Source organism: Xanthomonas sp. LMC-A-07 (genome assembly GCF_030208825.1).
Classification (GTDB): Bacteria; Pseudomonadota; Gammaproteobacteria; order Xanthomonadales; family Xanthomonadaceae; genus Xanthomonas; species Xanthomonas campestris.
In genome coordinates, this window is the sequence record NZ_JARVTF010000001.1 from 119,147 (window position 1) to 145,601 (window position 26,455).

Here is a 26,455-nt window from a genome sequence, read left to right on the forward strand (position 1 = left end):
CTTAGCGATTCAGGCGTTGCAGCAGGCGCGCGCGCAAGGCGCGGGCGCGGGCGTCGTCCATCGGGGCGAGCACGCCGCGCGCGGCCTCGGGCAGATGTGCGGCGGTGTCGGCATCGGCGTCGAACACGTAGTGGCGGAACACCTCCTGCCAGGTGGCGCGTTGTTCGGCCGGCAGGTCGCGGATGGTGAGCAGCGCCAGCATCAGCGCGTTCATTGGCGAATCCATATAGGCCGGACTTTGCCGCCACCAGAAATTGACCAGCACGTTGAAGCCGTCCAGTGCCTGGATGTGGTGCCACCACATGCTGGGCATGAACACCGCATCGCCCGGTTCCAGGTCGGCCACCAGTGCGTGTTCCAGCGCCTGCGCATAGCGCGGGAAGCGCTCCAGGTCCGGCGCGGTGATATCCACCAGGCTGACCGGCTGGCCGGCCGGGGTGAGATCCAGCGGGCCGATGTAGAGATTGGCCAGCTGCTCCGGCGGAAACAGCGTGAAGCGGCGGCGCCCTGCCACCACGCAGGCCAGGTTGTCGGGCAGGTCCTGGTGAGCGGCAATGCGGGTGCGGTTGCCGATCCAGATGCTTGCCAGCGGCTCGGCCTGCGGCAGGGTGATGGGGTTGTCCGCGCGCAGGCCGGGCAGGTAGGTGTCCAGCGTGGTGGAGCCCACGTAGATCGCCGGCGGCTGCGCAACCTCCAGATCGCGCAGCAAGGTCTCCAGCACCACCGCCAGCGGCACCCGCTCGGGCCGGAAGTTGAAGCCGCTCATGTCGGCGTTGTAGAAGAACCGCCCCGCGATCTCCGGTGGCCCGACCTGCGCCACCACCGCCTCGCCGCGGTCGAACCTGCGCAGGTACTGGGCGGCGGCCTGCGCAGACTGCGCGCCGGCGCGGGCCAGCGGCCAGTCGCGCACCAGCCCGCGCAACACCAGCGGCGTGGTCGAGCGCAGCAGTGCCGGATCCAGTTGCTGTGGATCCAGCCCGTGCAGTTCGGAGATGGGGCGCGGCTCAGCCGGCATGGCGGCGGTTCATGCGGTCCAGCAGGTGGCGGAACTGCGCGATCGAGGCCACCGCCATGTACAGCGGTTCCAGATCGCCATGCTTGTGCAGGCTGAGCAGTGCTTCGTCACCCAGCGCGCGCAGGCGCTCTTCGTGCACGGCATACAGACCGGCGAGCCGGCATTCCACGCCGTTGTCCAGCGTGGCCTCGAACACGAACGGTTCCAGCAGGTCGTGCGCCAGCAAGCGGCTCATGAACTCCCGCGTGGCATGCAGCCCGTCATGCAGCGTGCGTAGCACCTGGCTGATGCGCTCCAGAAACTCGGTGGTGCCACCGTGCTCGCGGAACAGCGGCTCGCCTTCGGCGGTGCTGATGCGCGGGCTGTCCAGGTCCACATGCACCATCGGCCCGTCGGGCTGCTGGCCGATCAAAAACGGTTGGCGCTGGATCGCCAGTGGCACATATGGCGCATCCCAGCGCGCGCCGTCCAGGAACAGGTTTTCGCCCATGCGCAGGCCCAGCAGGGCCAGCGGCTGGAACTGCCCGTCGGCATCGCGATGGAACACGATTGGGTATTGCGCCTGAAGCTGGCGGAATTCCAGCGGAAAAGTGGCGGCCGACATCACGTTGTCGCCATAGGCGGCGCCGTGTGTGGTGATCACACGCAGGTCGCGGTGATCGAGATTGTTCAACAGCACGGGATCGGTCATGGGGAATGGCACAGCACGCGGGGCGCGTGGCCCATGCTTCAACGAATCGCCGTGCGACGGCAAGCCCCATGGCGCAACACCGCAGGGCCGGCCGCAACGGCCATGCACGCCACCCGGCAGCCAGGCTGCCGGGAGACGCGTTGGATCAACACAGCAACCGCATCAGAACCGCATCACCAGAACTTGTAGCGCACGCCCAGCATGTAGCGCGGGCCAGTCTGGGTGGCATAGACGATCTGGTTCGACTGCCTGCCGTGCTGGCGCTGCACCTCGTCGGTGAGGTTGATCGCCTCCAGGCTCAGCGACAGGTTCTCGGTCCACTGGTAGCCGATGCTCAGATCCAGCTGGCCATAGGCTTCGGTGTAGACCGGATTGGGCTGGCCGCTGCCATCGAAGCGTGCGGCCAGGAACTCGTCGCGCCAGTTGTAGGCCGCACGCACCTGCCACTTGTCCCTGTCGTAGAAGCCGACCACGTTGGCCGAATCGCTCAGCCCTTCCAGCGCGAACTGCTCGCCGATCACATAGTTGTCGTAGGTCAGGCCCGAGTCGACCATGGTGTAGTTGGCCGAGACGCCGAACCCGCTGTCGCCGAACATGTGCTGCAGGTTGAATTCCCAACCGTCCAGCGACGCCGAGCGCTGGTTGGCCGGCGCGGTGATGGCGAAGTTGGCCACCGGGTCGCCGGGCTGGCCGCTGATCACGCCAGTGGCGTTGCCGTTGGCATCGTCGGCCCCGCGTACCACGCCGGGCGCGCCGCCGCGGTTGCGGAAGATGTAGTTGCGGATACAGGTCAGGTCGGCCGAGGCGCAGCCGTTGCCGAGCGCTTCGTTCCAGTACGCGCCGCCCACCGGCGTGTTCAGGCCCAGCGAGGCGTCGTTGCGCGTGGTCACGCCGATGTAGTTGTCGATGTTCTTGCGGAAGAAGCCCACCGAGGCGTAGCTGGCATCGCTGTAATACCACTCCAGCGAGAAATCGATGTTGTGCGAGAGCAGCGGCTTCAGGCCGGGATTGCCTTCCTGGCCGGTGCCGCCTTCCAGACGTGCGATCTGGTTGAGCGTCTGCCCGCCCTGGATATCGCCCCAGCCGGGCCGGCCGATGGTTTCGCCGTAGCTGGCGCGCAGCACCAGGTCGTCGGTGAGCTTGAAGCTCAGGTCCAGACTGGGCAGCCAGTATTCGTACTTGCCGCTGCCGCTGGCGAACGCCGAGTCGGCCAGGCGGATCGGCAATTCGTTGTTGGCGACCCAATCGATGTCCACTGCCACCGGCACCAGTGCCTGTGCGTCCACCTTGGTTTCTTCGTAACGCACACCGGCGGCCAGACTGATCGGCACGCGCAACTCGTCCCAGCTGTTGTTCCACTGCAGATAGGCGTTCTTGGACTTTTCGGTCACGCGGCGGTCGGTGGTGAACACCGGCGAGATGCGGTACAGCGCGTCATCGCCCGCAGCTTGCGCGGCGGCCTGACGTGCGCGCTCGAAGTCGAACAGGAACAACTGGTTGAACTGCGCCGGGTTGCCGCTGCCGTCGATCGCATCGAAATACTGCGCAAACGAACTGGGAATCCACAGATCGTCCGGGTAATCGGCCGCGGTGCCGTTGCCGCCCCAGGTATCGCGCTGCACGTTGGAGAATGCCGAGCGGTTCTTGACCTCGGTGCTGCCGATACCGAACTTCAACTGCGAATAATTTTCGAAGGTGAAGTCGCCGTTGACCTGCGCCTGGTCGATCTCCGACTTCATGTAGCTATTGCGGAACGCCGAGCCGGTGACCAGCGTGCGCGAGGGGTCCAGCCCGTTCAGGCCGAAGCCCAACTGCTGCTGCAACACCGGGAAATCCTTGCTGAAATCCACCACCGAGGTGCCGCGGTAAAAGCCCGACACACCCAGCGAATTGCTAGAACCGTACGGGCTGTCCGCACCGGCTTCGGCCGTGGAGCGGTGGATATCGAAGTTGAGCTTGAACTGATCGTTCACCGCCCAGTCCACGTTGAAGCCCAGCGACTTGTTCTGGTTGCGCGTGGCCGCGTTGGAGCCGGCGGTGGCCAGATCGCTGGTGGCCGGATTGACGATTTCAGAATAGGTCACCGGGCCGGCGACCGGACCATTGGTCCAGGCGCTGGCCGAAGGCCCATAGTTGAACCACACCGACATTTCATTACGCTGCTGCTGGATCTTGTTTTCCGAGTACGTGTAATCCAGCGTGGTGGTGATGTTGTCCAGCGGCTTGTACTGCAGCACCAGCTGACCGTTGGTGCGTTGGCGTTCGACGCCGACCACGCGGTAGTTGAGGTTCTGCGGCACCGAGTAGATGTCGTTCGGGCCGGGGCGGTTGGTGATGTTCTCCGAGCCCGGCGCACCCGGCTGCGGGATGGTGCCGTAGGCGGTGGAATCGCCACGGAATGAGCGCCAGCCGTTGGGCACGCCGACCTGGCTGTAGCCGAAGTCGCGCTCCTGGTAGCTGCCGCTTAGCGACACGCCAAAGCGTCCATCAGCCGAGGTGTTGCTGAAGATGCCGGAGATTTCCGGCGTCAGCGCATCGCCCTGCAGGCGGCCGGGCAGGTTCTCGTTGGACGCATCGTGCACGCCCTTCAGCCCCACATTGGCATGCATGCCCGGGTTGTCCAGCGGCCGGGCGGTCTTGATGTTGATGGTGGCGCCAATGCCGCCGGTGGGCGTGCTGGCGCGGCTGGTCTTGAACACCTCGATGCCGGAGATCGACTCGGACGCCAGGTTGGCGAAGTCGAACGCACGCGAGTTGGACGCATTGGATTCTTCGATGCTGGCGCCGGGCATCTGCCGGCCGTTCAACAGCACCAGGTTGAAGTCCGGGCCGACGCCACGCACGGTGACGCGCGAGCCTTCGCCCAGCGAGCGGTCGATCGACACACCGCTGATGCGCTGCAGCGACTCGGCCAGGTTGGTGTCGGGAAACTTGCCGATGTCCTCGGCCACGATGCCATCGACGATGCCCTGCGCATCGCGCTTGACGTTCATCGACGAGGTGAGACTGCCGCGGATACCGCTGACCTGCACGGTATCGAGCGTGGCGGGGTCGGCCTGGCTGGAGCCGGGGACGGTCGAGGCCGACTGCGGCGCCGGCGCGGTTTGCGCGGCCAGCGGTGCGGACAGTGCAAACAGCAAGGCAGACGTCAGGCGTCGCGTACGCGGCAAGGTGCGTGGCTCTCTCACGGTGTTTCTTCCCCAAATGAACAAAACGCCGGTCCGAGCTGGACAGGCAAGGTTAATTAAGCAGTCGTGCATTTGTTAGCGCGGCTCTTAACAAGTCAACTTGCACTGCAGCATCGGCCGCGAGCCAATCGCGTCACACATCGTTCCAGCCGGCGCGGCATTGGGCACCGTTGCCTGGCTGCGCTTGGCCGTACCATCCGAAGTTGCCGGCGCGCCGCCGCGTGCATCTTCCTTCCGAACTGGAGCATCTAATGATCGACCTGTACTACTGGCCCACCCCCAATGGCCACAAGGTCACCTTGTTTCTGGAAGAGGCCGGGCTGGAGTACACCCTCAAGCCGGTCAATATCGGCAAGGGTGCCCAGTTCGAGCCCGCCTTCCTGCAGATTTCGCCCAACAACAAGATGCCCGCCATCGTGGACCACGCACCGGCCGGCGGTGGCGCGCCGCTGAGCGTGTTCGAGTCCGGCGCCATCCTGCTGTACCTGGCCGAGAAGACCGGGCGCTTTCTGCCGCGCGACGCACGCGGCCGCATCGCGGCGCTGGAATGGCTGTTCTGGCAGATGGGCGGGCTGGGCCCGATGAGCGGCCAGATGGGCCACTTCACTGTCTATGCGCCGGAAAAGATTCCCTACGCGATCGAACGCTACAACGCCGAGGTGCGCCGGCTGCATGGCGTGCTCGACAAGCGCCTGGCCGAGCACGCGTTCCTGGCCGGCCCGGAATACGGCATCGCCGACATGGCCAGCTACCCGTGGATCGAAGTGTATGGCGACCTCAAGCCGGACTACGCCGCGTTCCCTCATGTGAAGCGCTGGCACGACGCCATCGCCGCCCGCCCGGCCACCCAGCGCGCGTACGCGTTGAAGGACAAGGTCAACCCGGATGCCGGCAAACCGCTGAGCGAGGAAGAGCGCAAGCACCTGTTTGGCAAGCGCTGAGGCAAAGCGGTCGCGGCGGTCGCGCAACAGGACATGCGGCGAGAGCGGCGACTGTTGCAACTGCACAGCAAGAACCACCGCAAAACCGCATCAGCAAGCAACAAGGACAAGCAGCAACAGCAACAGCAAGCAGCAACAGCAAGCAGCAACAGCAAGCAGCAACAGCAAGCAGAATCAGGGGTTGGCAGCGGCACGCGCATACACCAACCGCGCACGACACAACCCGGCAGCTCTAGCCCCTCTCCCCCCGGGAGAGGGGTTGGGGTGAGGGCACGCAAGTGGCGCCAGACCCACCGCTCCCGCAACGTGCGCCGCATGAAAAAAGCGCGCCCCTCATCGGCAGCGCGCCAACTGCAGCCACCAGCTCACAGGCACGCCTGCTCGCCGGAAAGCAGCGCAACCACAACACCCCAGCACCACGCTGCAGCACACGCGCACCGCCGCAGACACCGCCCCTCATCGCACACGCGCACACGCGCACCACCACCGCGCTTCTCAAATACTCCACGCGCCCGCATCCTGTGTGCTGTCTCCAGACAGGATCTTCAATGCGCGCCCTGTTCGCCGCCCTTGCCCTCATGCTCAGCACCGTGCCCATGGCCCACGCCGAAAAGCTCACTCTGGAGGCCATCACCGGCCCGTTGCCGTTGTCTGGCCCGACGCTGATGAAGCCCAAGGTCGCGCCCGACGGCTCGCGGGTGACCTTCCTGCGCGGCAAGGACAGCGACCGCAACCAGCTGGACCTGTGGGAATACGACATCGCCAGTGGCCAGACCCGGCTGCTGGTGGATTCCAAGGTGGTGCTGCCCGGCACCGAGACCCTGAGCGATGCCGAAAAGGCCCGCCGCGAGCGCCAACGCATCGCGGCCTTCGCCGGCATCGTCGATTACCAATGGGCGCCGGATGCGCACGCGCTGCTGTTCCCGTTGGGCGGCGAGCTGTATCTGTATGACCTGCGCAAGACCGGCAGCGCTGCGGTGCGCCAACTCACACATGGCGAAGGCTTCGCCACCGATGCCAAGCTCTCGCCCAAGGGCGGCTTTGTCAGTTTCGTGCGGGCGCGCAATCTGTGGGTGATCGATCTCGCCAGCGGCAAACAGCTACAGCTGACCCGCGATGGCAGCGACACCATCGGCAATGGCGTGGCCGAATTCGTCGCCGACGAAGAAATGGATCGCCACACCGGGTACTGGTGGGCACCGGACGATTCGGCGATCGCCTTCGCGCGCATCGATGAATCCGCCGTGCCCATCCAGAAGCGCCCGGAGGTCTACGCCGATCACACCGAAGTGATCGACCAGCGCTATCCGCAGGCCGGCCAACCGAATGTCGCCGTGCAGCTGGGCGTGATCGCCCCGCGCGCGTCAGCGAAACCACAGTGGATCGACCTCGGCAAGCAAGCGGACATCTACCTGGCGCGGGTGGACTGGCGCGATGCGCAGCGGCTGACCTTCCAGCGCCAGTCACGCGACCAGAAAACCCTGCAACTGATCGAAGCCACGCTGGCCAGCGGTCAGCAACGCGTGCTGATCACCGAAACCTCGCCGACCTGGGTGCCGCTCACCAACGATCTGCGCTTTCTCAAGGACGGCCGCTTTCTCTGGAACTCCGAACGCAGCGGCTACGAGCATCTGTATGTTGCCTCCGAAGACGGCACCACGCTCACGCCGCTGACCTCCGGCGCCTGGGTGGTGGATGCACTGCTGGCGGTCGATGAGCAGGCCGGCATGGTGTACTTCACCGGCAGCAAGGACTCGCCGACGCAAACCCACATCTACGCGGTGCCACTGGCCGGCGGCGCCATCGAAAAACGCTCGGCATCCAACGGCACGCATGCGGCCAGCTTCGCCAACAACGCCAGCGTGTATGTGGATACGTGGTCCAACACCACCACGCCGCCGCAGATCGAACTGTTTCGCGCCAATGGCGAAAAGATCGCCACCTTGTTGCAGAACGATGTGGCCGACCCGCAGCATCCCTATGCCAAATACCGCCAGGCGCAGCGCCCGGTGGAATTCGGCACGCTCACTGCTGCCGATGGCAGCACGCCGCTGCACTACCGGCTGATCAAGCCGGCCGATTTCGACCCGTCAAAACGCTATCCGGTCGTGGTGTATGTCTACGGCGGCCCGGCCGCGCAGACCGTGGTCGATGCCTGGCCCGGTCGTAGCGATGCACTGTTCGATCAATACCTGGCGCAGCGTGGCTACGTGGTGTTTTCACTCGACAACCGCGGCACCCCGCGGCGTGGCCGCGCGTTTGGTGGCGCGCTGTACGGCAAGCAGGGCACGGTGGAAGTGGACGACCAGTTGCAGGGCGTGGCGTGGCTCAAGACGCAACGCTGGGTGGACGCGGCGCGCATCGGCGTGCAGGGCTGGTCCAACGGCGGTTACATGACCTTGATGCTGCTGGCCAAGCACAGCGAGGCGTATGCCTGCGGGGTGGCGGGCGCACCGGTCACCGATTGGGGCCTGTACGACACCCATTACACCGAGCGCTACATGGACCTGCCTGCCGGCAACGCGGCCGGTTATCGCCAGGCACGCATCGCCACCCACCTGGATGGCCTGCGCGCCAAGCTGCTGCTGATCCACGGCATGGCCGACGACAATGTGCTGTTCACCAACTCCACCGCGCTGATGAGCGGGTTGCAACAACGCGGCACGCCGTTCGAGCTGATGACCTACCCCGGCGCCAAGCATGGGTTGTCGGGCAAGACCGCATTGCATCGCTACAAGACGGCAGAAGCGTTCCTGGCGCGTTGCCTGCAACCCTGAGCACGCCGCCCCACGTTCGCCGTCGATAAGGAGCTCTGCGCATGTCCACGCCCCCATCGCTGCCGCATTCCGCAACACCGTCGCCACCGGCGAGGCGCGGCTGGTGGTCACGGCATTGGAAATGGGCGGTGCCGCTGCTGGCGCTGCTGTTGATCGTGATCCTGGCCGTCTCCATCGGCGCGCTCGTGGCAAGCATCGCGCGCGTCATGAAATCGACCGAACCCTACCGTGTCGGCGTGTTGACGGCGCAACACGATCCCCGCGTTGCCACCGCACTCGGCGCGCCGATCAAAGACGGCTTTCTGCCCAGCGGCAACATCGCGACCAGCGGTGGCGGGGGACACGCCACCCTCAGCGTTTCGCTGCACGGAGCACGTGGCAACGGCACCCTGTATATCGAGGCCGAGCGGCATGCCGGGCAATGGCACTACACGAGCGTGCAGGTGGTTCCGGACGTCGGCGACGCGATCGCATTGCTGGACGACGCCACGGCTGCCGCCGGCCGGCCACGCGCGACCGATGCCGGGACTGATCCGGACAGTGAAACGACCGACACTGTCGCGCCAGGGAAGGAGCAGGATCGGTAACGCGCGCCGGGCGCTCAGCGGCGCACCTAGCCGTGGCGGGTTACCTTTTGGTAGCGACGCTGCACACCAGGGTATGCGGCGCTGCGCGCTGTGGCGGCGCACTGCGTCTCACCCCACGGGCGCGGCTGCCGCCTGATCCGAGTACGCCGGCCATGACCTCCGGCAGGTTGCCGGCGCCGCGTGTGCCGCGTACGGTCGCGCATCTCCTGTTGGAAATCCGCCCGATGAAGCCTCTCGTGATTGCTGTCGCCCTGGCGCTCGGCGCCTCCCTGCCACTGCACGCGCAAAACAGTCCTGCCACCACCGGGACCACCAGCGCACCCGCCACTCCGGCCTGGGTCAAAACCAGCAACGGCTACGCGCAACTCCTGCTGAGCGCCCAGGCACCGTTCCAGCCGGAATACGCCAGCTTCTTCGGTGTGCCCGGCTACGACGATCAGGTGGTCGATCTGGGCCCGAACAATGCAAAGCGCTACCGCGAGGCGATGGCCACCGCGCGCACCGCGCTGCAGGCCAAGCTGGCCAGCGAGCGCGATCCCAACGTGCGCCAGGACCTGCAGATCATGATCGGTGCGGCCACCGACAACATCGAAGGCAGCGAGCTCAACGAGCGCTACCTGCTGCCATGGAACGATGCGCCGCAGCTGGTCTTCAGTGGTCTCAACGGGTTGTTGTCCGACCAGACCGCGCCGGATCGCCGCGCCAAGGCGCTGGACCGTCTCAAGCGCTACGTGGGCCTGGTCCCAGGCACCACTCCGACCACCACGCTGGCGCGCCAGCGCTACGAGGAGCAGCTGGGCAACAAGACCTTGCTGCAGCCGACCGAGCGCGAGGTTGAACAGGCTTTGGCGAACGTGGACACCTACGTGGCCGGCATCGGCGAGCTATTCGCCAAGTACAAGATCGCCGGTGCCGACGAGGCCCTCAAGGCCATGTCCACCCAGCTCAAGGACTACGCCAGCTGGACCCGCAGCACTGTGCTGCCAAAGGCGCGCAAGGACACCCGCCTGCCCGAGCCGCTGTATGCCTATCAGCTCAAGCAGGTGGGTATCGACATCGCGCCGCAGCAGCTGATCCAGCGCGCGCAGCTGGAGTTCATGGAAACCCGCTCGGCGATGCGCCAGCTGGCGCCGCTGGTGGCCAAGGCCAAAGGCGTGCAGGGCGAGGACTACGTGCAGGTGATCCGCGCGCTCAAGCGCAACACCATTGCCGATGACCAGCTGGAAACCCACTACCGCGGCGTGATCGACCAGATCGACCCGATCATCCGCCAGCAGCGCATCGTCGATGTGCCCAAGCGGCCGATGCAGATGCGCCTGGGCAGTGCCGCCGAAAGCGCCGCGCAGCCGGCGCCGCACTTCCTGCCCGCACCGCTGATCGGCAACACCGGCCAGCAGGGCCAGTTCGTGCTGCCGCTGGGCAACCCGTCCGCCGAGGGCGGCAAGAAGGAGCAGTACGACGACTTCAACTTCGGCTCGGCCGCCTGGACGCTCAGCGCCCACGAAGGCCGCCCGGGGCACGAACTGCAGTTCACCGCGATGGTGGAGCGCGGCGTGTCGCTGGCGCGCAGCATGTTCGCCTTCAACTCGGTCAACGTCGAAGGCTGGGCGCTGTACGCCGAAGCCGAGATGGTGCCGTACGAACCGCTCGATGGGCAGCTGATCGCCCTGCAGTTCCGCCTGCTGCGCGCGGCCCGCGCCATGCTCGACCCGATGCTCAACCTGGGCCTGATCGACCGCGAACGCGCCCGCCAGGTGCTCGAAGACGACGTCGGCCTGTCGGCCGCCATGACCCGCCAGGAACTGGACCGCTACACCGTGCGCGCCCCCGGACAGGCCGGCAGCTACTTCTACGGCTACACCCGCATCCTGGAACTGCGCATGCGCACCGAACTGGCCCTGGGCAAGAAGTTCGACCGCCTGGCCTTCAACAACTTCCTGCTCGACCAGGGCCTGCTACCGCCGGACCAGCTGGCCCAGGCGGTGGAAAAGCAGTTCATTCCAGCGCAGCAGTCCAAGCGCTGATCAGCGTGTAGCTGGTCGTCAGGAGGGACGTGATGCCTGCAGCCTGCAGGCATCACGTCTGCACCGCAGGCCTTCGTCCAGCTGAGCGAGGCGCTGCGCCCTGGTCTGGCGTATCACGCAGAGACTAAGAGCGGCTGCTACAAACGTAGCGAGCCGCCAGCAACGCTACGAACCACGCGCGAGCACAGCATTGGCTGCACCGTCCATCGTTCCCGCGCATCACTGCAGGCGGCTGATGCGCTTCGACAGCCGCCGAATGTCAGCGCACGGGCGGCGCTGACTGCGGTGCGTCACGTTGCTCGGCACCAGCCGGCACCCAGATCGCCATGCCTGCCGCGCGCTTCTGGGTGGTGGGAATGCCGATGCCCAGGCCGCCGCCGACGCGGCCGCCGTAGCTGCCACCGCCCACCGACAGCCCACCGCCGGAGCGCTCGGAGCCCACGCCGACGATCACCACGCCGTTGGCGCCGAGCTTGGCGGCTTCGCGCTTGAGGCGTAGCACCGCGGCGTCGGTCTGGCCTTGGGTGCCGAAGCCGGCGGCGCTGGTGGATTCGAGCTGGGCGATCTCGACCGAGCCCACTGGCGCGTTGGAGTAAACCTGCACCTGCGCCGGATCGATCGGCGCGCGTGGCTGGCCCAGCATCACCTTGGAACTACTCGCACAGCCGGCCAGCAAGGCCGCTGCGGCGGCACCGATGGCCACCTGCCTGATGCGTGACTGCATGTTCATACCTGGCCCCCCGTGGGTAATGGCAGTGATCATCCGGCGCCTGGACTGAATCGCGCCGGACTTTGCGCACACCCTAGGCCGGCCGATGTGAGCCCGCCGCCAAGCCGCCATTGGTCACGGTGACCACCCGCCCACGGCGCGCAGGCACCGGCGCCGCTAAGCTGGGCGCCTTCTGAGACACGTGTGAGGTGATGTGTGGGATTGATCAGCCTGCTGTGGGGCATTGTGGCGTTGCTGTGGATGGTCCTGGCCTTCATTCCGCTGCTGGGCTGGGGCAACTGGTTTCTGATCCCGTTCGCGGCCTTTGGTGCGCTGATCGCGGCCATCGCCTTGTTGTTCACCTCGGCCGGCAACCGTGGCCGGGCCAAGACCGGCCTGTTGCTCAACGGCCTGGTGATCGTGGTGGGCGTCATCCGCCTGAGCCTGGGCGGTGGGGTGATCTAAGCGTTGCAGCGCTGCGACACAGCGTCGCAGCGCATTTCGCCGCTGCTGGCGGGCGTAGACTTGTGCGCTGTCCATCGCCTGCCACCGCTGGCCTGCCACCGTGTTGCAGGCGACTTCGATGCTCTTCGCTCGTTCGTTCCATGCACTGCTCTGTCTGTCAGTACGTTCGCGTCTTTCGCGGCGACTGTTGTGGTTAGGCAGCGGGGTCAGTGCGCAGTTGCCAGGCGCCGCATTGCCAGCGGTTGCGTGCGCGGGGCGTCCGTGCCGGCAGGCTGGAGCGACGCACGGCAGTGCCGTGCGGACGGCATGCCCCACTCTTTTCTTCGACTTCAGGAGCCCGTGATGGCCCACCCCCACTACCGTCCACGTCGTATGCGCCACGATGCGTTTTCGCGCCGATTGATGCGCGAGAACACGTTGACCACCGACGATCTGATCTGGCCGGTGTTCGTACATGAGTTGCCAGGGCGCGCGCCGATTGCCTCGATGCCCGGCGTCGAACGTCTGTCGCTGGACGAGTTGCTGCGCGAGGCGGAAAACGCGCTTGAACTGGGCATCCCGGTGATCGATCTGTTCCCGGTGATCGACCCCGCCGGCAAGAGCCTGGACGCGGCCGAAGCCTGGAATCCGGACGGGCTGGCGCAGCGCGCGGTGCGCGCCCTCAAGGCGCGCTTCCCCGAGCTGGGCATCATGACCGACGTGGCGCTGGATCCGTACACCACCCACGGCCAGGACGGTTTGATCGACGTCAAGGGTTATGTACTCAACGAGATCACTGTCGAGGCGCTGGTCAAGCAATCGCTGTCGCATGCGCAGGCCGGCGTGGACATCATTTCGCCCTCGGACATGATGGACGGGCGCATCGGCGCGATCCGCCGCGCGCTGGATGCCGACGACCATCTCAACGTGCGCATCATGGCGTATTCGGCCAAATACGCCTCCGCGTTCTACGGCCCGTTCCGCGATGCGGTGGGCAGCGCCGGCAATCTCGGCAAGGCCGACAAGACCACTTATCAGATGGACCCGGCCAACAGCGACGAGGCCATGCGCGAGATCGCGCTGGACCTGGAAGAGGGCGCGGACATGGTGATGGTCAAGCCGGGCATGCCGTATCTGGATGTGGTGCGGCGGGTCAAGGAAGAGTTCCGCGTGCCGACCTTCGCTTACCAGGTCAGCGGCGAGTACGCGATGCTGAAAGCCGCCAGCGCCAATGGCTGGCTGGACGAACGCAAGTGCGTGCTGGAAGCGCTGATGGCGTTCAAGCGCGCCGGTGCTGATGGCGTGCTGACCTACTTCGCGCCGCAAGTGGCGCGCTGGCTGCGCGAGGACTAAGCGCAGCCCTAAGTGCACGAACAGGCGCCTGCGGGCGCCTTTTTTTTATGTAGTGAGCGGTTGAATGCGGTGCGGGGCGCTCCCGCGCCTGCGCAACTGCGATAACGATTCTCATCTACAATGGCGAGCCCTCTGCTTCAGGCTGCTCGCGCGTGTTCAAGACGGTTGTATTCCAACTGCACTGGTTGCTGGGCATCACTGCCGGGCTGGTGCTGTCCGTCATGGGACTGACCGGCGCGCTGATGTCCTTCGAGAATGAGATCGTGCGCCTGGCCAACCCGGCCATCGCGCAGCTGGCCGAGCGGCATGCCGCCGGGCAGGCGCCACTGCCCGTGGATGTGCTGGTGCGCCGGCTCGACCTGGCGCCGGGGCAGGGCATCACCCGCATGCTGATCGACCCGACCGGTGGGCGCCCGTCCACGGTGCGTCTGGCCGGCAAGCCCGGCGGCCGTGTGTATTTCGATCCCTACACCGGCGCGCGCGTGGGCGCGCCACGGCTGAGCGGGGCATTCGCCTTTATCGAAGACCTGCACCGGCATCTCACCGCCGGCGAGCGCGGCCAGGCCATTACCGGCGCCAGTACGCTGATCCTGCTGTTCTTCTGCGCCTCGGGCCTGTATCTGCGCTGGCCGCGTCGCTGGTGGAGCCTGCGGACCTGGTGGGTGGTGGAATGGCGGCGGCAGGGGCGCAGTTTTCTGTGGAGCCTGCACGCGGTGTTCGGCACCTGGTGCCTGCTGGTGTATCTGTTGATTGCCTTGACCGGGCTGACCTGGTCTTACACCTGGTACCGCGACGGCATGGTGGCCCTGCTGGGTACTGAGCCGGCGATGCGCGGCGATGGACGCGGGCACCGGCCGCCCCCGGTGGATTTCGCTCGTGTGCAGCGCACCCTCGACGGGATTGCGGGAACCCGCAGCGCGGCGATGGATCTGCGTATTCCCACCCGCGCCGGCCAGCCGCTGAGCGTGCGTTTCCTGCCGGATGCGCCCGCCCATGATCGCGCCTACGACAACCTGGAGCTGGATGCGCACAGCGGCGTGCTGTTGCGGCGCCAGGACTACGCCCGGCTGCCGCTTGGCCAGCAGCTGTTGGTGAGCATGTTCCCGCTGCATTCGGGTAGTTTCTTCGGCCTGCCCGGGCGCATCGTGGTGCTGCTGGCCAGTGCGGGCATGTCGGTGTTCTTTGTGACTGGCTGGATGCTGTATCTGGATCGCCGGCGCAAGAAGCGCGAGCTGCGCGCAGCGCGCGAGGTGCTGCAGAGCGCGCCGCCCGCCTCGCAGGCCGCGCCGTGGCTGATCGGGTTTGCCAGTCAAAGCGGATTTGCCGAGCGGCTGGCCTGGCAGGCGGCCGGCCATCTGCAATCGGCCGGGGTACCGGTGCAGGTGCGCTCGCTGGCACAACTGGATGCGGCGCAACTGCAGCAGTCGCGGCATGCGCTGTTTGTCATCAGCACCTTCGGTGACGGCGAGCCGCCGGATGCGGCGCGCGGATTCGAGCGCGAAATGCTGCGGCAGACACTGGCATTGCCGCAGTTGGCCTACGCAGTGCTGGCGTTGGGCGACCGGCAGTACGCGCGGTTTTGCGGGTTTTCGCGGCGTATCGAACAGTGGCTGGAGGCGCAGGGCGCACGTGCGCTGTTCCCGGCGGTGGAAATGGACCAGGCCGATCCGCAGGCCCTGGCGCAATGGCACGCGCAGCTGGCGCAGGTCAGCGGCGCGCCGGTGGCAGCAGTGCCGCTGGCCCGCCCGGCGCTGATGGACTGGCCGGTGCTATCGCGGACCCAGCTCAATCCAGGCAGCGTGGGCGCACCGATCTGGCAGGTGGACCTGCAACCGCCGGCAGGGGCGCAGTGGTTGGCCGGCGACATCCTGGAAGTGCAGCCTGCGCATGCCGCCGCCGCCGTGCGCGCCTGCCTGCAGGCCTGGGGCTTGGCGGCCGATGCGCTGGTGCATGTGGACGCGCAATTGCTGCCGCTGCACCAGGCCGCCGCCGAACGCGTGCTGCCCGAGCCGCCTGCGCAGCCGCCGGTGCCCGGCACGGTGGCGCAGGCCTGGCTCGATGGCTGCGCGTGGCTGCCGACGCGCGACTATTCCATCGCCAGCGTGCCCGCCGATGGCAGCGCGCAGGTGGTGGTGCGGCTGACCACGCGCGCCGATGGCAGCCCGGGCCTGGGCTCTGGCTGGCTGGTCTGCCATGCGCCGCTGGGCGCACCGGTGCGCGCACGCCTGCGCACCAATCCCGGCTTCCACCGTGTGGAAGGTGCACCGCTGGTGTTGATCGGCAACGGCACCGGTATCGCCGGATTACGCGCGTTGTTGCGCGACGCAGAGCTGGCGGGCGTGCACGGCCACTGGCTGCTGTTCGGCGAACGCCATCGCGCGCACGACCGCTTGTTCGGCGATGAATTGCAGGCCTGGCAGGCCGCCGGACATCTGCAGGAACTGGATTGGGTGTTCTCGCGCGAACAGGCCGACAAGCGCTATGTGCAGCACCGCCTGCGCGAGCGCGGCGAGACGCTGCGGCACTGGATCGACCGCGGCGCCGTCCTTTATGTGTGCGGCAGCCTGGACAGCATGGCGCGTGAGGTGGATGCGGCCCTGCGCGAGATCCTGGGCGAGACGCGGCTGGAGTTGCTCACCGCCGCCGGCCGGTATCGACGCGACGTGTATTGAGTGCAGTCCGTATCGCAGGCGCAGAACTGCGCGGCCACCCAGGACGACCAGCGCATTGGCGTTGCAGGTAGTAAGAAGCAGCGTCGATGGATCGAACGTGCTTCAGGCAAACCTCATCTGCGCTGGCAGCGTGGCGATGACATCGACATCGACATCGACATCGACATCGGGAAAGCCAACACCGCCATTCCCGCGTGCATTGAGAGGATGGCTTCCCACGCAGCGTGCACACCAAGCCAATGCCTGCGACACACGCCTCCCTCAACACGGTCAACGCAGCATCACCTGACGCAGCGCACGACCACACTCGACCAACTCACCGACACCCCATCTCGCCATCCGCCACCGGCGCCTTCATCCGGTAGATATCCAGCTGGCCGGCGCGCGGTGCGCGGGCGCTGCCGGTCACCAGCAGTTCGCCCGGCTTTGCTGCGTCCACCACTGCGCCGAAGGTGCGTTCCTGCGGGCCGTTGAACGACAGCGGTAGCGGCTGGCCCTGGCCGTAGTGGCCGCCCTTGCAAGCAGCCAGCAACAGCTGACTCGGGCCTGCGGACGTCCCGCGCGCCCATACCAGTGCGCGGCCATCGCCCAGCCAGGCCGCGTCGCGTTCGTCCTCGGCGCTGTTGACCTCGCCCAGCGCTGCCGGGGCGATGAAAGCTGCTCCATTCCAATGCGCGACGAACAGATCCAGGCCGCCGGCACCGCCATGGCCGTCGCTGGCGAACAGCAGGGCGATGCCGTCCAGCGATAGCGTCGGCGCGGTCTCGTTGCCGCGGCTGTTGATCGCCGGGCCCAGCGATTGCACCGCACCCAGTTGCCCTTGCGCGTCCACCGGCACGCGATACAGATCGCTCCCTCCGGCGCCGCCGGCGCGCGTGGAGGCGAACAGCAACCAGCGCCCGTTGGCACTGAACACCGGCGTGGTCTCGTCCAGCGCCGTGTTCAACGGCAGCGGCGTGGCCTGCTGCCAGCGTCCGCCGACCAGCTGCGCCTGCCACAGGTCCCAGCCACCGGCGCCGCCTGCCCGATCGCTGGCCCAGACGATGCGCTGGCCGTCGGGGCTGAGCGTGGCGCGTGCCTCGTTGGCGGGCGTGGAGACCACGCCCATGCCCTCGATGCCGAATTCGGCAAGTCCCGAAGCAGACGGGACGAAGAGTAAACTTGCCGCCAGCGCGAGCAGCGTCACTCGAAGTTGCATGGGGTGTTCCTGCCTGAGTCGCGCCCAGTCTAGTCAACCCAGAGAGCGTTTCATGCCCGTATCCCGTTATGCCGTGTTCGGACACCCCGTCGCCCATTCGCTGTCGCCGGCCATCCATGCCGACTTCGGGAAGCAGACCGGCATCGCGCTGGACTACACCGCCATCGACGCCGCGCCGGAGCAATTCACCGCCGCGCTGGAGCGCTTCGCGGCCGACGGTGGCAAGGGCGCCAACGTGACCCTGCCGCTGAAGGAAGCCGCGTTCGCCCTGTCGGCGAGCCTGAGCGACCGCGCGCGCGTGGCCGGTGCGGTGAACACGCTGGTGCGCAACGACGGCCAGTGGCAGGGCGACAACACCGATGGCGCCGGCCTGGTGCGTGACCTCACCGAGCGGCACGGCCTGGATCTGCGCGGCCGCCGCGTGCTGCTGCTGGGCGCCGGCGGTGCCGCACGCGGCGTCGCTCCGGCGCTGCTGGAGGCCGGCATCACCGAGATGGTGGTGGTGAACCGCTCGCCCGAGCGCGCCGATGCGCTGTGCGATGCGCTGGGCGAACCCGGGCGCGTGGTGTCGCGCTATCTGGAAGACCTGCGCGAGCTGGGCGACTTCGAGCTGATCGTCAATGCCACCGCTGCCGGCCGTGATCGCGACGCCGGTGCGTTCGCGCTGCCGCTGGGCCTGGTCAACAGCCTCACTGCGGCGGTGGACCTCAATTACGGCGCCACCGCCATCGCGTTCCTGGCCTGGGCACGTGCGGCGCAGTGCCGCTACGCCATCGACGGCCTGGGCATGCTGGTGGAACAGGCCGCGGAAAGCTTTGCGCTGTGGCACGGCGTGCGCCCGCAGACCGACCCGGTGTACGACGCGCTGCGCGCGCGTGACGCCGTGCTGGTCAGCGCCGACTGAGCGCGTTGCGATGACCACCACCGATCTGCTGTTGTCCATCGTCACCAGCCTGCTGTCGCGGGTGCCGGTGCTGATTGCCTTGGTGCTCGGCTTGGTGCTGGTCTGGCGCACGCCGCCGGTGGCGGCACGCCGGGCCGCGCTGGCGGCGCTGTGGTTGCTGCTGACCTGCTCGGTGGCCGAAGTCGCGATTCAGGCGGTGGCGTTGTGGTTGATGCAGCAGGGCAGTGTGGCGCGCATCTCGATGGTGATGAGCGTGTCGCGGCTGGTGCTGGTCAGCGTGCAGGGCGTCGCGCTGGGCGTGCTGGTCTGGACCCTGGCCAGTAGCCTGCAGCGGGCGCGGGCTACGCCGGAAGCGTTGCAGTGATTCCGCTCAAGGCGATCGCGTTGACCCTGATCGGGCTGGTCTGTGCCGGGCAGGGCGGTTGGACGCTGCTGCACCCGGAGCGGCTGGCCACGGTCAACCGCGGCGGCCTGCTGTACGAACGCTTCGGGCCAAACGGCGTGGGCGTGGGCATGCTGCTGATGGGCCTGGCGATGCTGGTGATCGGCCTGGTCTGGGCCCGCTACGCCTGGCCGCGCCGCGTCTGACGCAGGCGAGCGACAGTGACAGGAGGTGATCGCGCCCGAACTGGCGGCACGCCGGCCCGGTGGCGCGTGGTGCTCAGGCCCGCGGCAGCGCGTGCCTGATCGCGCCACCCCAGCACTTTGCCCAGCGGTTCAGCCGGCGCGCGGCGCGGTCGCAGGCGCTGCGTCGGTCCGTGCGAAAATAGCGCGATGAGTGACATTGCCACACCGGCCGCCCCGTCGGCGCCCGTTCCTACCCAGCGCACCCTGACCGAGCCGGTCAAGGCCGGCATCCGCGAGGCTTATGCCAAGCTGCAGGCCAATACGCCCGGCTTCGCCACCCGCCGCGCGCAGAGCCAGATGATCGGCCTGGTGTCGCGCGCGCTAGCCACCTCCGGCGGCATTGGCGTGGCCGAGGCGCCGACCGGCGTGGGCAAGAGCCTGGGCTATCTGACCGCCGGCGTGCCGATCGCGCTGGCCACCAAAAAGAAGCTGGTGATCAGCACCGGCACGGTCGCACTGCAATCGCAGTTGGTGGAACGCGACATCCCCGCCTTCCTCAAGGCCACCGGCCTGGAGGCGACCGTCGCGCTGGCCAAGGGCCGCACCCGGTACCTATGCACGCGCAACGCCGCCGAACTGGAGGGCGAAACCAGCCAGAACGGCATGTTCGAGGACGAGCAGGTGCTGTACGACCGCCCGCTCAGCCCGGCCGATGCCGACCTGGCCAAACGGCTGGCCAAGGCCTACGCCGCACGCACCTGGAACGGTGACCTGGACGACGCCCCCGAGTCGGTGTCGGTGCCGCTGCGCATGCGCGTCACCACGCCGGCCTCCGGCTGCGCCGGACGTCGCTGCAGCTATGCGGCGCAGTGCCCGGTGCTCAAGGCGCGCACCGATGTGCGCGAGGCGCAGATCGTGGTCACCAATCACGCCTTGTTGCTGTCGTCGCTGTCGTTGGGCGATGCCGAGAACGGCCAGCCGTTGATTGCGCCGCCGTCGGACATGTTGCTGGTGCTCGACGAAGGTCATCACATTGCCGGCGTGGCGATTGACCAGGGCGCGGCCAATCTGCCGCTGGACGACATGGCCAAGCGCACCGGCCGCATGCAGATCCTGATCGCCGCCGCGTACCGCGCGGTGGACAAGGACAAGATCGGCAACCTGCTGCCCAGCGAAGCCATCGAGGTGGCCGCGCGCGTGTCCAAGTTGCTCAAGGCGTTCCATACCGAAGTCGAACGCGTCTGGAAGCCCGAACCCGGTGAGCGCGATCCGTTGTGGCGTGCGCCCAACGGCAAGCTGCCGCCGCAATGGGGCCCGGCGATCGAAGAACTGGGCGAAGAAACCCGCGCGCTGTTCAACTGGGTGCACGCCGCACACGGCACCGTGGCCAAGGGCAAGCAGGACGATGCCGCGCGCGAGCGCCTGCAGCGCAGCCTGGGCATGGCGCTGGAGATGGCCGAGCAGCAGCACAATCTGTGGAGCGGTTGGCGCCGCGAAGACAAGGACGGCCAACCGCCGATGGCGCGCTGGATCACGCTCTCGCGCGATGGCGATCTGATCTGCCACTGCTCGCCGGTCTCCGCCGCCCAGGTGCTGCGCACCCTGCTGTGGAACGAAGTCGATTCGGTGGTGATGACCTCGGCTACGCTGACCGGCGGCGGCGATTTCCAATCCTTCGCCATCGACAATGGCTTGCCCGACCATGCCGAAATGGCCTCGCTGGCCTCGCCGTTCGATCTGCCCAATCAGGCCGAATTGATCGTGCCCAATTTCCCGGTCACTCCCGACGATCGCGAAGGCCATCCGAAGGAAGTCGCCAAGTATCTGGTGCGCGAACTGGACTGGGCTGCCAAGGGCAGCATCGTGTTGTTCACCTCGCGCTGGAAGATGGAAAAGGTTGCTGACTTGCTGCCGCTGGCCCAGCGCAACCGCGTGCTGGTGCAGGGCGAAGGCAACAAGTCGCAACTGATCACCGAGCATCTGCGCCGGATCGCGGCAGGCGAGGGCTCGGTGCTATTCGGCTTGAACTCCTTCGGCGAAGGTCTGGATCTGCCCGGCGAAGCCTGCACCACGGTGGTGATCACCCAGGTGCCCTTCGCCGTGCCCACCGACCCGCAGACCTCCACCTTGAGCGAGTGGCTGGAAAGCCGCGGCCACAACGCCTTCAACCTGATCGCCATCCCGCACGCACTGCGCACGCTCACCCAGTTTGCTGGCCGTCTGATCCGCAGTTCCAACGACCACGGCCGCGTCATCATCCTCGATTCGCGCCTGCTCACGCGCCGCTATGGCAAACGCATCCTCGATGCGCTGCCGCCGTTCAAGCGGGTGATCGGGCGCTGAGCTGGTGTGCGTGCATCGGCCTGCACGCTTGACGGATGCGCGCGGCGCGCAGTGCAGCGGATGGATGCGCGATGGCAGGCACGGTGCAGATCCACGCACCCACACTGCTGCTTGGCGAGGTGGGCGTGAGCTAGTCTCGCGCGCAGCCATGGTGATCGTTGCGGCATCAGTGGCAGCTGGGCGGGCGTGTCGTAAGGTGATGCAGGCGAAACAGCCTGCTTCCATGCAAGAAGCGAGCAGCTCGCTGGAGCGTGCGTCTCGCAAGCGCACCGTATGTCGCTGTCGCGCGTTTGAGAAATGCGGTGCCTGCTTCGTTATTCGAACGCACACCCGCGTATCGCTGCCTTGATCAAGCCTGCCAAGTAGGTCACCGTCTTGACCAGGCACGCATGCGTGCAGCGCAGCATTTAAGCGCGCAGCGCACGCAACGCACGGCAGCCGCTGACCATCGCCGCGAGATGCTCAACGCAAAGACGAAGCATGCAGCGACGATCTGCAACACGCTGCCGATGCATTTGGCGATGCATATCACGCTACGCAGTCATCATCATGTTCCCCTATCGCAGCGATCAGAACTAACGACTTCTCACGCATCAGCTGGCTAGCCATGATTCAGCACCTTCAACTCGAGCTGACGCCATGCGCCCTGGATCCCTCATGGTGCTAGCCCTGCTAGCCCCCACGCTGATCGCCCCGCCGGTCTTCGCCCAATCCGTCCTGACCCGCGACAATGGCGCCAAGGTTGGCGACAACCAGAATTCGCAGACCGCCGGTGCCACCGGCCCGACGTTGCTGCAGGACGTGCAGCTGATCCAGAAGCTGCAGCGCTTCGATCGCGAGCGCATTCCCGAGCGCGTGGTGCATGCGCGCGGCACTGGCGTCAAAGGCGAGTTCACCGCCACTGCCGATCTGTCCAACCTGACCAAGGCCAAGGTGTTCAGCGCCGGCGAAAAGACCCCGGTGTTCGTGCGGTTCTCCTCGGTGGTGCACGGCAACCATTCGCCGGAAACGCTGCGCGACCCGCATGGTTTCGCCACCAAGTTCTACACCAGCGAAGGCAACTGGGATCTGGTCGGCAACAACTTCCCCACCTTCTTCATTCGCGATGCGATCAAGTTCCCCGACATGGTCCACGCGTTCAAGCCGGATCCGCGCACCAACCTGGACGATGATTCGCGTCGTTTCGATTTCTTCTCGCACGTGCCCGAATCCACCCGCACGCTGACCCTGCTGTATTCCAATGAAGGCACCCCGGCCGGCTATCGCTTCATGGATGGCAACGGCGTGCACGCCTACAAGCTGGTCAATGCGCAGGGTGAAGTGCATTACGTCAAGTTCCACTGGAAGACGCTGCAGGGCATCAAGAATCTCGACCCAAAGCAGGTTGCCGCCGTCCAGTCCAAGGACTACAGCCACCTGACCAACGATCTGGTCGGCGCGATCAAGAAGGGCGATTACCCGAAGTGGGACCTGTACGTGCAGGTGCTCAAGCCGGACGACCTGGCCAAGTTCGATTTCGACCCGCTCGATGCCACCAAGATCTGGCCGGATGTGCCGGAACAGAAGGTCGGCCAGATGGTATTGAACAAGAACGTCGACAACTTCTTCCAGGAGACCGAACAGGTCGCGATGGCGCCGGCCAATCTGGTGCCGGGTATCGAACCCTCGGAAGACCGCCTGCTGCAGGGCCGTATCTTTTCGTACGCCGACACGCAGCTGTATCGCATCGGCACCAACGGCCTGAGCCTGCCGGTCAACCGTCCGCGCGTGGCCGTCAACAATGGCAACCAGGACGGCGAAGCCAACACCGGGCACACCACCAGCGGCGTGAACTACGAGCCGAGCCGTCTGGAACCGCGTCCGCAGGACAGCGCCGCGCGTTACAGCGAGCTGCCGTTGTCGGGCACCACCCAGCAGGCCAAGATCACCCGCGAGCAGAACTTCAAGCAGGCCGGTGAGTTGTATCGGTCCTACAGCAAGAAGGATCGCGCCGATCTGGTGCAGAGTTTTGGCGAGTCTCTGGCCACTACCGACACCGAGAGCAAGCACCTGGTGCTGTCGTTCCTGTACAAGGCCGACCCCGAGTACGGCGCCGGTGTCACCCGCGTGGCCAAGGGCGATCTGGCGCGCGTGAAGCAGCTCGCGTCGACCCTGCAGGACTGATCCACCCGACGGCATCGCGGCGCCATGCCGCGGTGCCGTCCTTCGTTTCGGGAGAGCGAGATGCGCACTCTGTTGTTTTTAGCGTGGTCGGCGTTGGCCGTGACCGCCAACGCTGCCTCGCCGGCACCGGTCGCCACCAAGGCGCCGACAGCGGCGGCAACGCCTGCACAGATCAAGACACAGCTGCAGACCTACTTCTTCGACGCCGCGCGTGAGGGGCGTCAGGACATGCTGGGCGAATTCATCCGCTCGCATTACGACCTCAATACGCGCGACGAAAAGGGCTACACCGCGTTGATCCTGGCCGCGTATCACGGCCAGGGCCCGGCAGTGGAGCAGTTACTGCAGGCCGGCGCGGACCCGTGTGCGCAGGACAAGCGTGGCAACACCGCGCTGATGGGCGCGATCTTCAAGGGCGAGCTGGCCATCGCCAAGCGGCTGATGCAGGCCGACTGCGCCCCGGACCAGCGCAACAATGCCGGCCAGACCGCGGCGATGTACGCCGCGTTGTTCCAGCGCACCGATGTGCTCAAGGATCTCGCCGCCAAGGGAGCGGACCTGAGCATCAAGGATGCGCAGGGCAATGAAGTGACCAAGCTGCAACGCGGCGAATTCGCCACCGCGCCGACACGCTGAACGCGCAGCAGCGCTTCAGCGTGCGAGAGGGTAATCGTTCGTGTGCGTGCCGAACGATCCCGCAGGCGGACTTCGGCGGTGGTGATGTCGCCCTGCCCCTGCAACACGCCAGGCGACAGCCAGGGATGAGGGTCCCTGCTGCTGGCTCCTCTTTGCACCGTCGCAATGATCTGGCGCTCCGGCATAGACATCCACGGTGGCGCGCAGCCCGTCTACCACCCCGATTTCCGCCGACCAAACCTCACCAACAACGCCGTCGGTTTTCCGCCGCACGTGCGTTGGAATGCCGACACGCGTGGTCGTTTTTCTGCGCTGCTGTCGGGGAATTTCTGACGCGCAAACCCTTGCACGCCAAGGGTTTGACATTTATCTGAGCGCCCGCTGACTTGCGAAAAAAGCGGCGATAAAAACCTCAAAAAATCCTTCAAGAAAGGCCGGCGAACGCCGATGCTGGAGCTATCGCACCCTGGAACCCCCGGACCATGAAGCTCGATCCCTCCATCCCGTTTCTGATGTCCCTGCTGGCCATGGTGCTGTGCACCGCGACAGCTGTCGTGGCCCTGGTGTTCGGTCAGGTGCATCTGCTGGCCAAGTCGTGGAGCTTCTACACCGTGATGGGCACCGCCCTGATCACGCTGGTCGCCTCGTACCACGCACTCGGCAAGCCGCTCAGCATTGAAGAACGCGCCAGCATCCGCAGCTGAGGCGGATGGTGATGGGGAGCGCCGCAGCGCTCACCCCGGTAGCGGACGAAAGAAGCTCCGCTCGTCACTGATGATGCACCGCGTGTGCTCGGCATACGCAAACGCCGCCAGGCACTCCGCGTCCTCTAGCGAAGCGCTCCGATAGCGCTCGTACGCGGCAAGCGACGCTGTTGTTCGCCCTTCGGACGGCAGCAAGTCGCCATGATGCTGGCCGCCACAGCGCGTCACCAGCGGGATCCGCAAGCGCGCGTACCGTTCGAACTCGGCCAGCAGGTAGGGTCGATCACATAACGCAGCGAACAGCTGGTTCTCGAGCAGGGCCCGACAGCAAGGGGCGCCAGCATGCACGCCGCGCTGCCGCAGATTCAGCGCCTGCCGTGTAAGCTGTTGATCCTGCTCCGCATTCCAGGCCGCCGGTTGCGCGGCCCACCGTCGATGACTCTGCCCCCTCCCGCTGCGTACGCCGATTCCCTGCGCCTGTCCGTCGCTCCAATGATGGATTGGACGGACCGTCATTGCCGGGTCTTCCACCGGCTGCTGGCGCCGTCGGCGCGGCTGTATACGGAAATGGTGCACGCCAACGCGGTGATCCATGGCGATCGCCAGCGCCTGATCGGCTTCGATGCGGTCGAGCACCCGCTGGCCCTACAACTGGGCGGCAGCGATCCTGCGTTGCTCGCCCAGGCGGCGCAGATCGCCCAGGCGTGGGGTTATGACGAGATCAATCTTAATTGCGGCTGCCCATCCGATCGGGTGCAGGCCGGGCGCTTTGGCGCCTGCCTGATGCGCGAGCCGGCGCTGGTGGCGGACTGCGTCGCGGCCATGTGCGCGGCCACCGCCCTGCCGGTTACGGTCAAGTGCCGCCTGGGTGTGGACGACGATGAGGACTACGCCGTGTTTGCCGGCTTCATCGACCAGGTGGTCGGCGCCGGCGCCGCCATGGTGGTGGTGCACGCGCGCAACGCCTGGCTCAAGGGCCTGTCGCCGAAAGAGAACCGCGAAGTCCCGCCGTTACGGTATGACTGGGCCTACCGCCTCAAGCAGGAGCGGCCGGCCTTGCCGGTGGTGCTCAATGGCGGCATCGCCAGCGTCGAGGCCTCCCTGGCACATCTGCAGCACACCGACGGAGTGATGCTGGGCCGGGCCGCCTATCACGACCCGTACGTGCTGCATCAGCTGGAGGCTGCCTTGTCCGGGCGCCCCGAGCGCGCGCGCGCAGACCTGCTGCAGGCCTACCAGCCCTACGTGCAGGCGCAACTGGATCAGGGGTTGGCCCTGAAGCACATGACCCGGCACATCCTCGGCTTGTTCCACGGGCAGCCCGGCGGCCGGGTGTTCCGCCAGGTGCTGAGCGAGGGCGCCCACCGCCCCGGCGCGGGTTGGGAACTGGTGGAACAGGCGTTGCAGCGCACCGACGATCAGGCGCGGCGTATTGCTGCCTGAACAGACGGCACCTCCAGGACGAAAGTTCGGCCCGGTTTTTGCAATCTTCGGGTATGGGCAGCTGCTGTACGGTCGAGGCTGCCAATGGCATGTGCC

Annotated in this window: 21 protein-coding genes; 16 read left to right on the plus strand and 5 right to left on the minus strand. The window is 66.6% G+C overall.

What is annotated here, in order from left to right; translation table 11 throughout:
- Position 1 precedes the first annotated feature (1 nt).
- The 3 genes from QRM89_RS00475 to QRM89_RS00485 all read right to left on the minus strand — a co-directional run bounded on the left by QRM89_RS00475 (position 2) and on the right by QRM89_RS00485 (position 4,894).
- Complete coding sequence (locus QRM89_RS00475) at positions 2 to 1,015, minus strand: cupin-like domain-containing protein (protein WP_285447038.1); 1,014 nt, start codon at positions 1,013 to 1,015, stop codon at positions 2 to 4.
- Positions 1,005 to 1,706, minus strand: a complete 702-nt coding sequence (locus QRM89_RS00480) for a SapC family protein (RefSeq protein ID WP_285447039.1) — start codon at positions 1,704 to 1,706, stop codon at positions 1,005 to 1,007. The genes QRM89_RS00475 and QRM89_RS00480 overlap by 11 nt, the downstream gene beginning before the upstream one ends.
- Before the next feature lie 173 nt (positions 1,707 to 1,879).
- On the minus strand, positions 1,880 to 4,894 hold the full coding sequence (locus QRM89_RS00485) for a TonB-dependent receptor (RefSeq protein WP_285447040.1): 3,015 nt from the start codon (positions 4,892 to 4,894) through the stop codon (positions 1,880 to 1,882).
- 251 nt (positions 4,895 to 5,145) lie between these two features.
- On the opposite strand from QRM89_RS00485, the gene QRM89_RS00490 reads away from it, so the two are divergent.
- The 4 genes from QRM89_RS00490 to QRM89_RS00505 all read left to right on the plus strand — a co-directional run bounded on the left by QRM89_RS00490 (position 5,146) and on the right by QRM89_RS00505 (position 11,223).
- Positions 5,146 to 5,835, plus strand: coding sequence for a glutathione binding-like protein (locus tag QRM89_RS00490; protein ID WP_103702462.1), 690 nt, complete (start codon positions 5,146 to 5,148; stop codon positions 5,833 to 5,835).
- 548 nt (positions 5,836 to 6,383) lie between these two features.
- Positions 6,384 to 8,612 (plus strand): S9 family peptidase, encoded by a 2,229-nt coding sequence (locus QRM89_RS00495; protein ID WP_285447041.1) that lies wholly within the window; start codon positions 6,384 to 6,386, stop codon positions 8,610 to 8,612.
- 41 nt (positions 8,613 to 8,653) lie between these two features.
- Positions 8,654 to 9,199 (plus strand): cytochrome c oxidase assembly factor Coa1 family protein, encoded by a 546-nt coding sequence (locus QRM89_RS00500; protein ID WP_285447042.1) that lies wholly within the window; start codon positions 8,654 to 8,656, stop codon positions 9,197 to 9,199.
- A 224-nt stretch (positions 9,200 to 9,423) separates the two neighbouring features.
- Positions 9,424 to 11,223: a DUF885 domain-containing protein gene (locus QRM89_RS00505; protein WP_228424272.1), complete on the plus strand. Its 1,800-nt coding sequence runs from the start codon at positions 9,424 to 9,426 to the stop codon at positions 11,221 to 11,223.
- Between the two features lie 259 nt (positions 11,224 to 11,482).
- On the opposite strand, the gene QRM89_RS00510 is transcribed toward QRM89_RS00505, so the two are convergent.
- The gene (locus QRM89_RS00510; RefSeq protein ID WP_054088446.1) at positions 11,483 to 11,953 is read right to left on the minus strand and encodes a hypothetical protein; all 471 of its coding nucleotides are present in this window, start codon (positions 11,951 to 11,953) and stop codon (positions 11,483 to 11,485) included.
- A gap of 201 nt (positions 11,954 to 12,154) precedes the next feature.
- On the opposite strand from QRM89_RS00510, the gene QRM89_RS00515 reads away from it, so the two are divergent.
- The 3 genes from QRM89_RS00515 (at position 12,155) to QRM89_RS00525 (ending at position 16,401) form a co-directional block, all read left to right on the plus strand.
- On the plus strand, positions 12,155 to 12,397 hold the full coding sequence (locus QRM89_RS00515; protein ID WP_170873897.1) for a hypothetical protein: 243 nt from the start codon (positions 12,155 to 12,157) through the stop codon (positions 12,395 to 12,397).
- Positions 12,398 to 12,739: 342 nt separating this feature from the next.
- On the plus strand, positions 12,740 to 13,729 hold the full coding sequence (gene hemB, locus QRM89_RS00520) for a porphobilinogen synthase (protein WP_285447043.1): 990 nt from the start codon (positions 12,740 to 12,742) through the stop codon (positions 13,727 to 13,729).
- A 152-nt stretch (positions 13,730 to 13,881) separates the two neighbouring features.
- Positions 13,882 to 16,401, plus strand: coding sequence for a sulfite reductase flavoprotein subunit alpha (locus tag QRM89_RS00525; protein WP_285447044.1), 2,520 nt, complete (start codon positions 13,882 to 13,884; stop codon positions 16,399 to 16,401).
- A gap of 316 nt (positions 16,402 to 16,717) precedes the next feature.
- Here QRM89_RS00525 and QRM89_RS00530 read toward each other — a convergent pair whose 3' ends face one another.
- Positions 16,718 to 17,599 (minus strand): TolB-like protein, encoded by an 882-nt coding sequence (locus QRM89_RS00530; protein ID WP_285447045.1) that lies wholly within the window; start codon positions 17,597 to 17,599, stop codon positions 16,718 to 16,720.
- A 52-nt stretch (positions 17,600 to 17,651) separates the two neighbouring features.
- On the opposite strand from QRM89_RS00530, the gene aroE reads away from it, so the two are divergent.
- The 9 genes from aroE to dusA all read left to right on the plus strand — a co-directional run bounded on the left by aroE (position 17,652) and on the right by dusA (position 26,359).
- A complete protein-coding gene (gene aroE / locus QRM89_RS00535; RefSeq protein ID WP_042595671.1) occupies positions 17,652 to 18,503 on the plus strand; it encodes a shikimate dehydrogenase in 852 nt (283 codons plus the stop codon).
- Between the two features lie 10 nt (positions 18,504 to 18,513).
- Positions 18,514 to 18,867 carry a hypothetical protein gene (locus tag QRM89_RS00540; RefSeq protein ID WP_285447046.1) on the plus strand — a complete coding sequence of 118 codons (354 nt, stop codon included), beginning with the start codon at positions 18,514 to 18,516 and terminating at the stop codon, positions 18,865 to 18,867.
- Entirely contained in the window at positions 18,864 to 19,091 is a 228-nt protein-coding gene (locus tag QRM89_RS00545) for a hypothetical protein (protein WP_285447047.1), read from the plus strand. The genes QRM89_RS00540 and QRM89_RS00545 overlap by 4 nt, the downstream gene beginning before the upstream one ends.
- A 186-nt stretch (positions 19,092 to 19,277) precedes the next feature.
- Positions 19,278 to 21,413, plus strand: coding sequence for an ATP-dependent DNA helicase DinG (gene dinG / locus QRM89_RS00550; protein ID WP_285447048.1), 2,136 nt, complete (start codon positions 19,278 to 19,280; stop codon positions 21,411 to 21,413).
- Positions 21,414 to 22,070: 657 nt separating this feature from the next.
- Positions 22,071 to 23,576 carry a catalase KatB gene (gene katB / locus QRM89_RS00555; RefSeq protein ID WP_186829532.1) on the plus strand — a complete coding sequence of 502 codons (1,506 nt, stop codon included), beginning with the start codon at positions 22,071 to 22,073 and terminating at the stop codon, positions 23,574 to 23,576.
- 60 nt (positions 23,577 to 23,636) lie between these two features.
- Positions 23,637 to 24,212: an ankyrin repeat domain-containing protein gene (locus QRM89_RS00560; protein WP_285447049.1), complete on the plus strand. Its 576-nt coding sequence runs from the start codon at positions 23,637 to 23,639 to the stop codon at positions 24,210 to 24,212.
- Between the two features lie 165 nt (positions 24,213 to 24,377).
- Positions 24,378 to 24,545, plus strand: coding sequence for a hypothetical protein (locus QRM89_RS00565; RefSeq protein WP_285447050.1), 168 nt, complete (start codon positions 24,378 to 24,380; stop codon positions 24,543 to 24,545).
- A 149-nt stretch (positions 24,546 to 24,694) separates the two neighbouring features.
- On the plus strand, positions 24,695 to 24,916 hold the full coding sequence (locus QRM89_RS00570) for a hypothetical protein (protein WP_057673549.1): 222 nt from the start codon (positions 24,695 to 24,697) through the stop codon (positions 24,914 to 24,916).
- A gap of 435 nt (positions 24,917 to 25,351) precedes the next feature.
- Positions 25,352 to 26,359 (plus strand): tRNA dihydrouridine(20/20a) synthase DusA, encoded by a 1,008-nt coding sequence (dusA, locus tag QRM89_RS00575; protein WP_043922083.1) that lies wholly within the window; start codon positions 25,352 to 25,354, stop codon positions 26,357 to 26,359.
- The last annotated feature ends 96 nt before the right edge of the window (positions 26,360 to 26,455 follow it).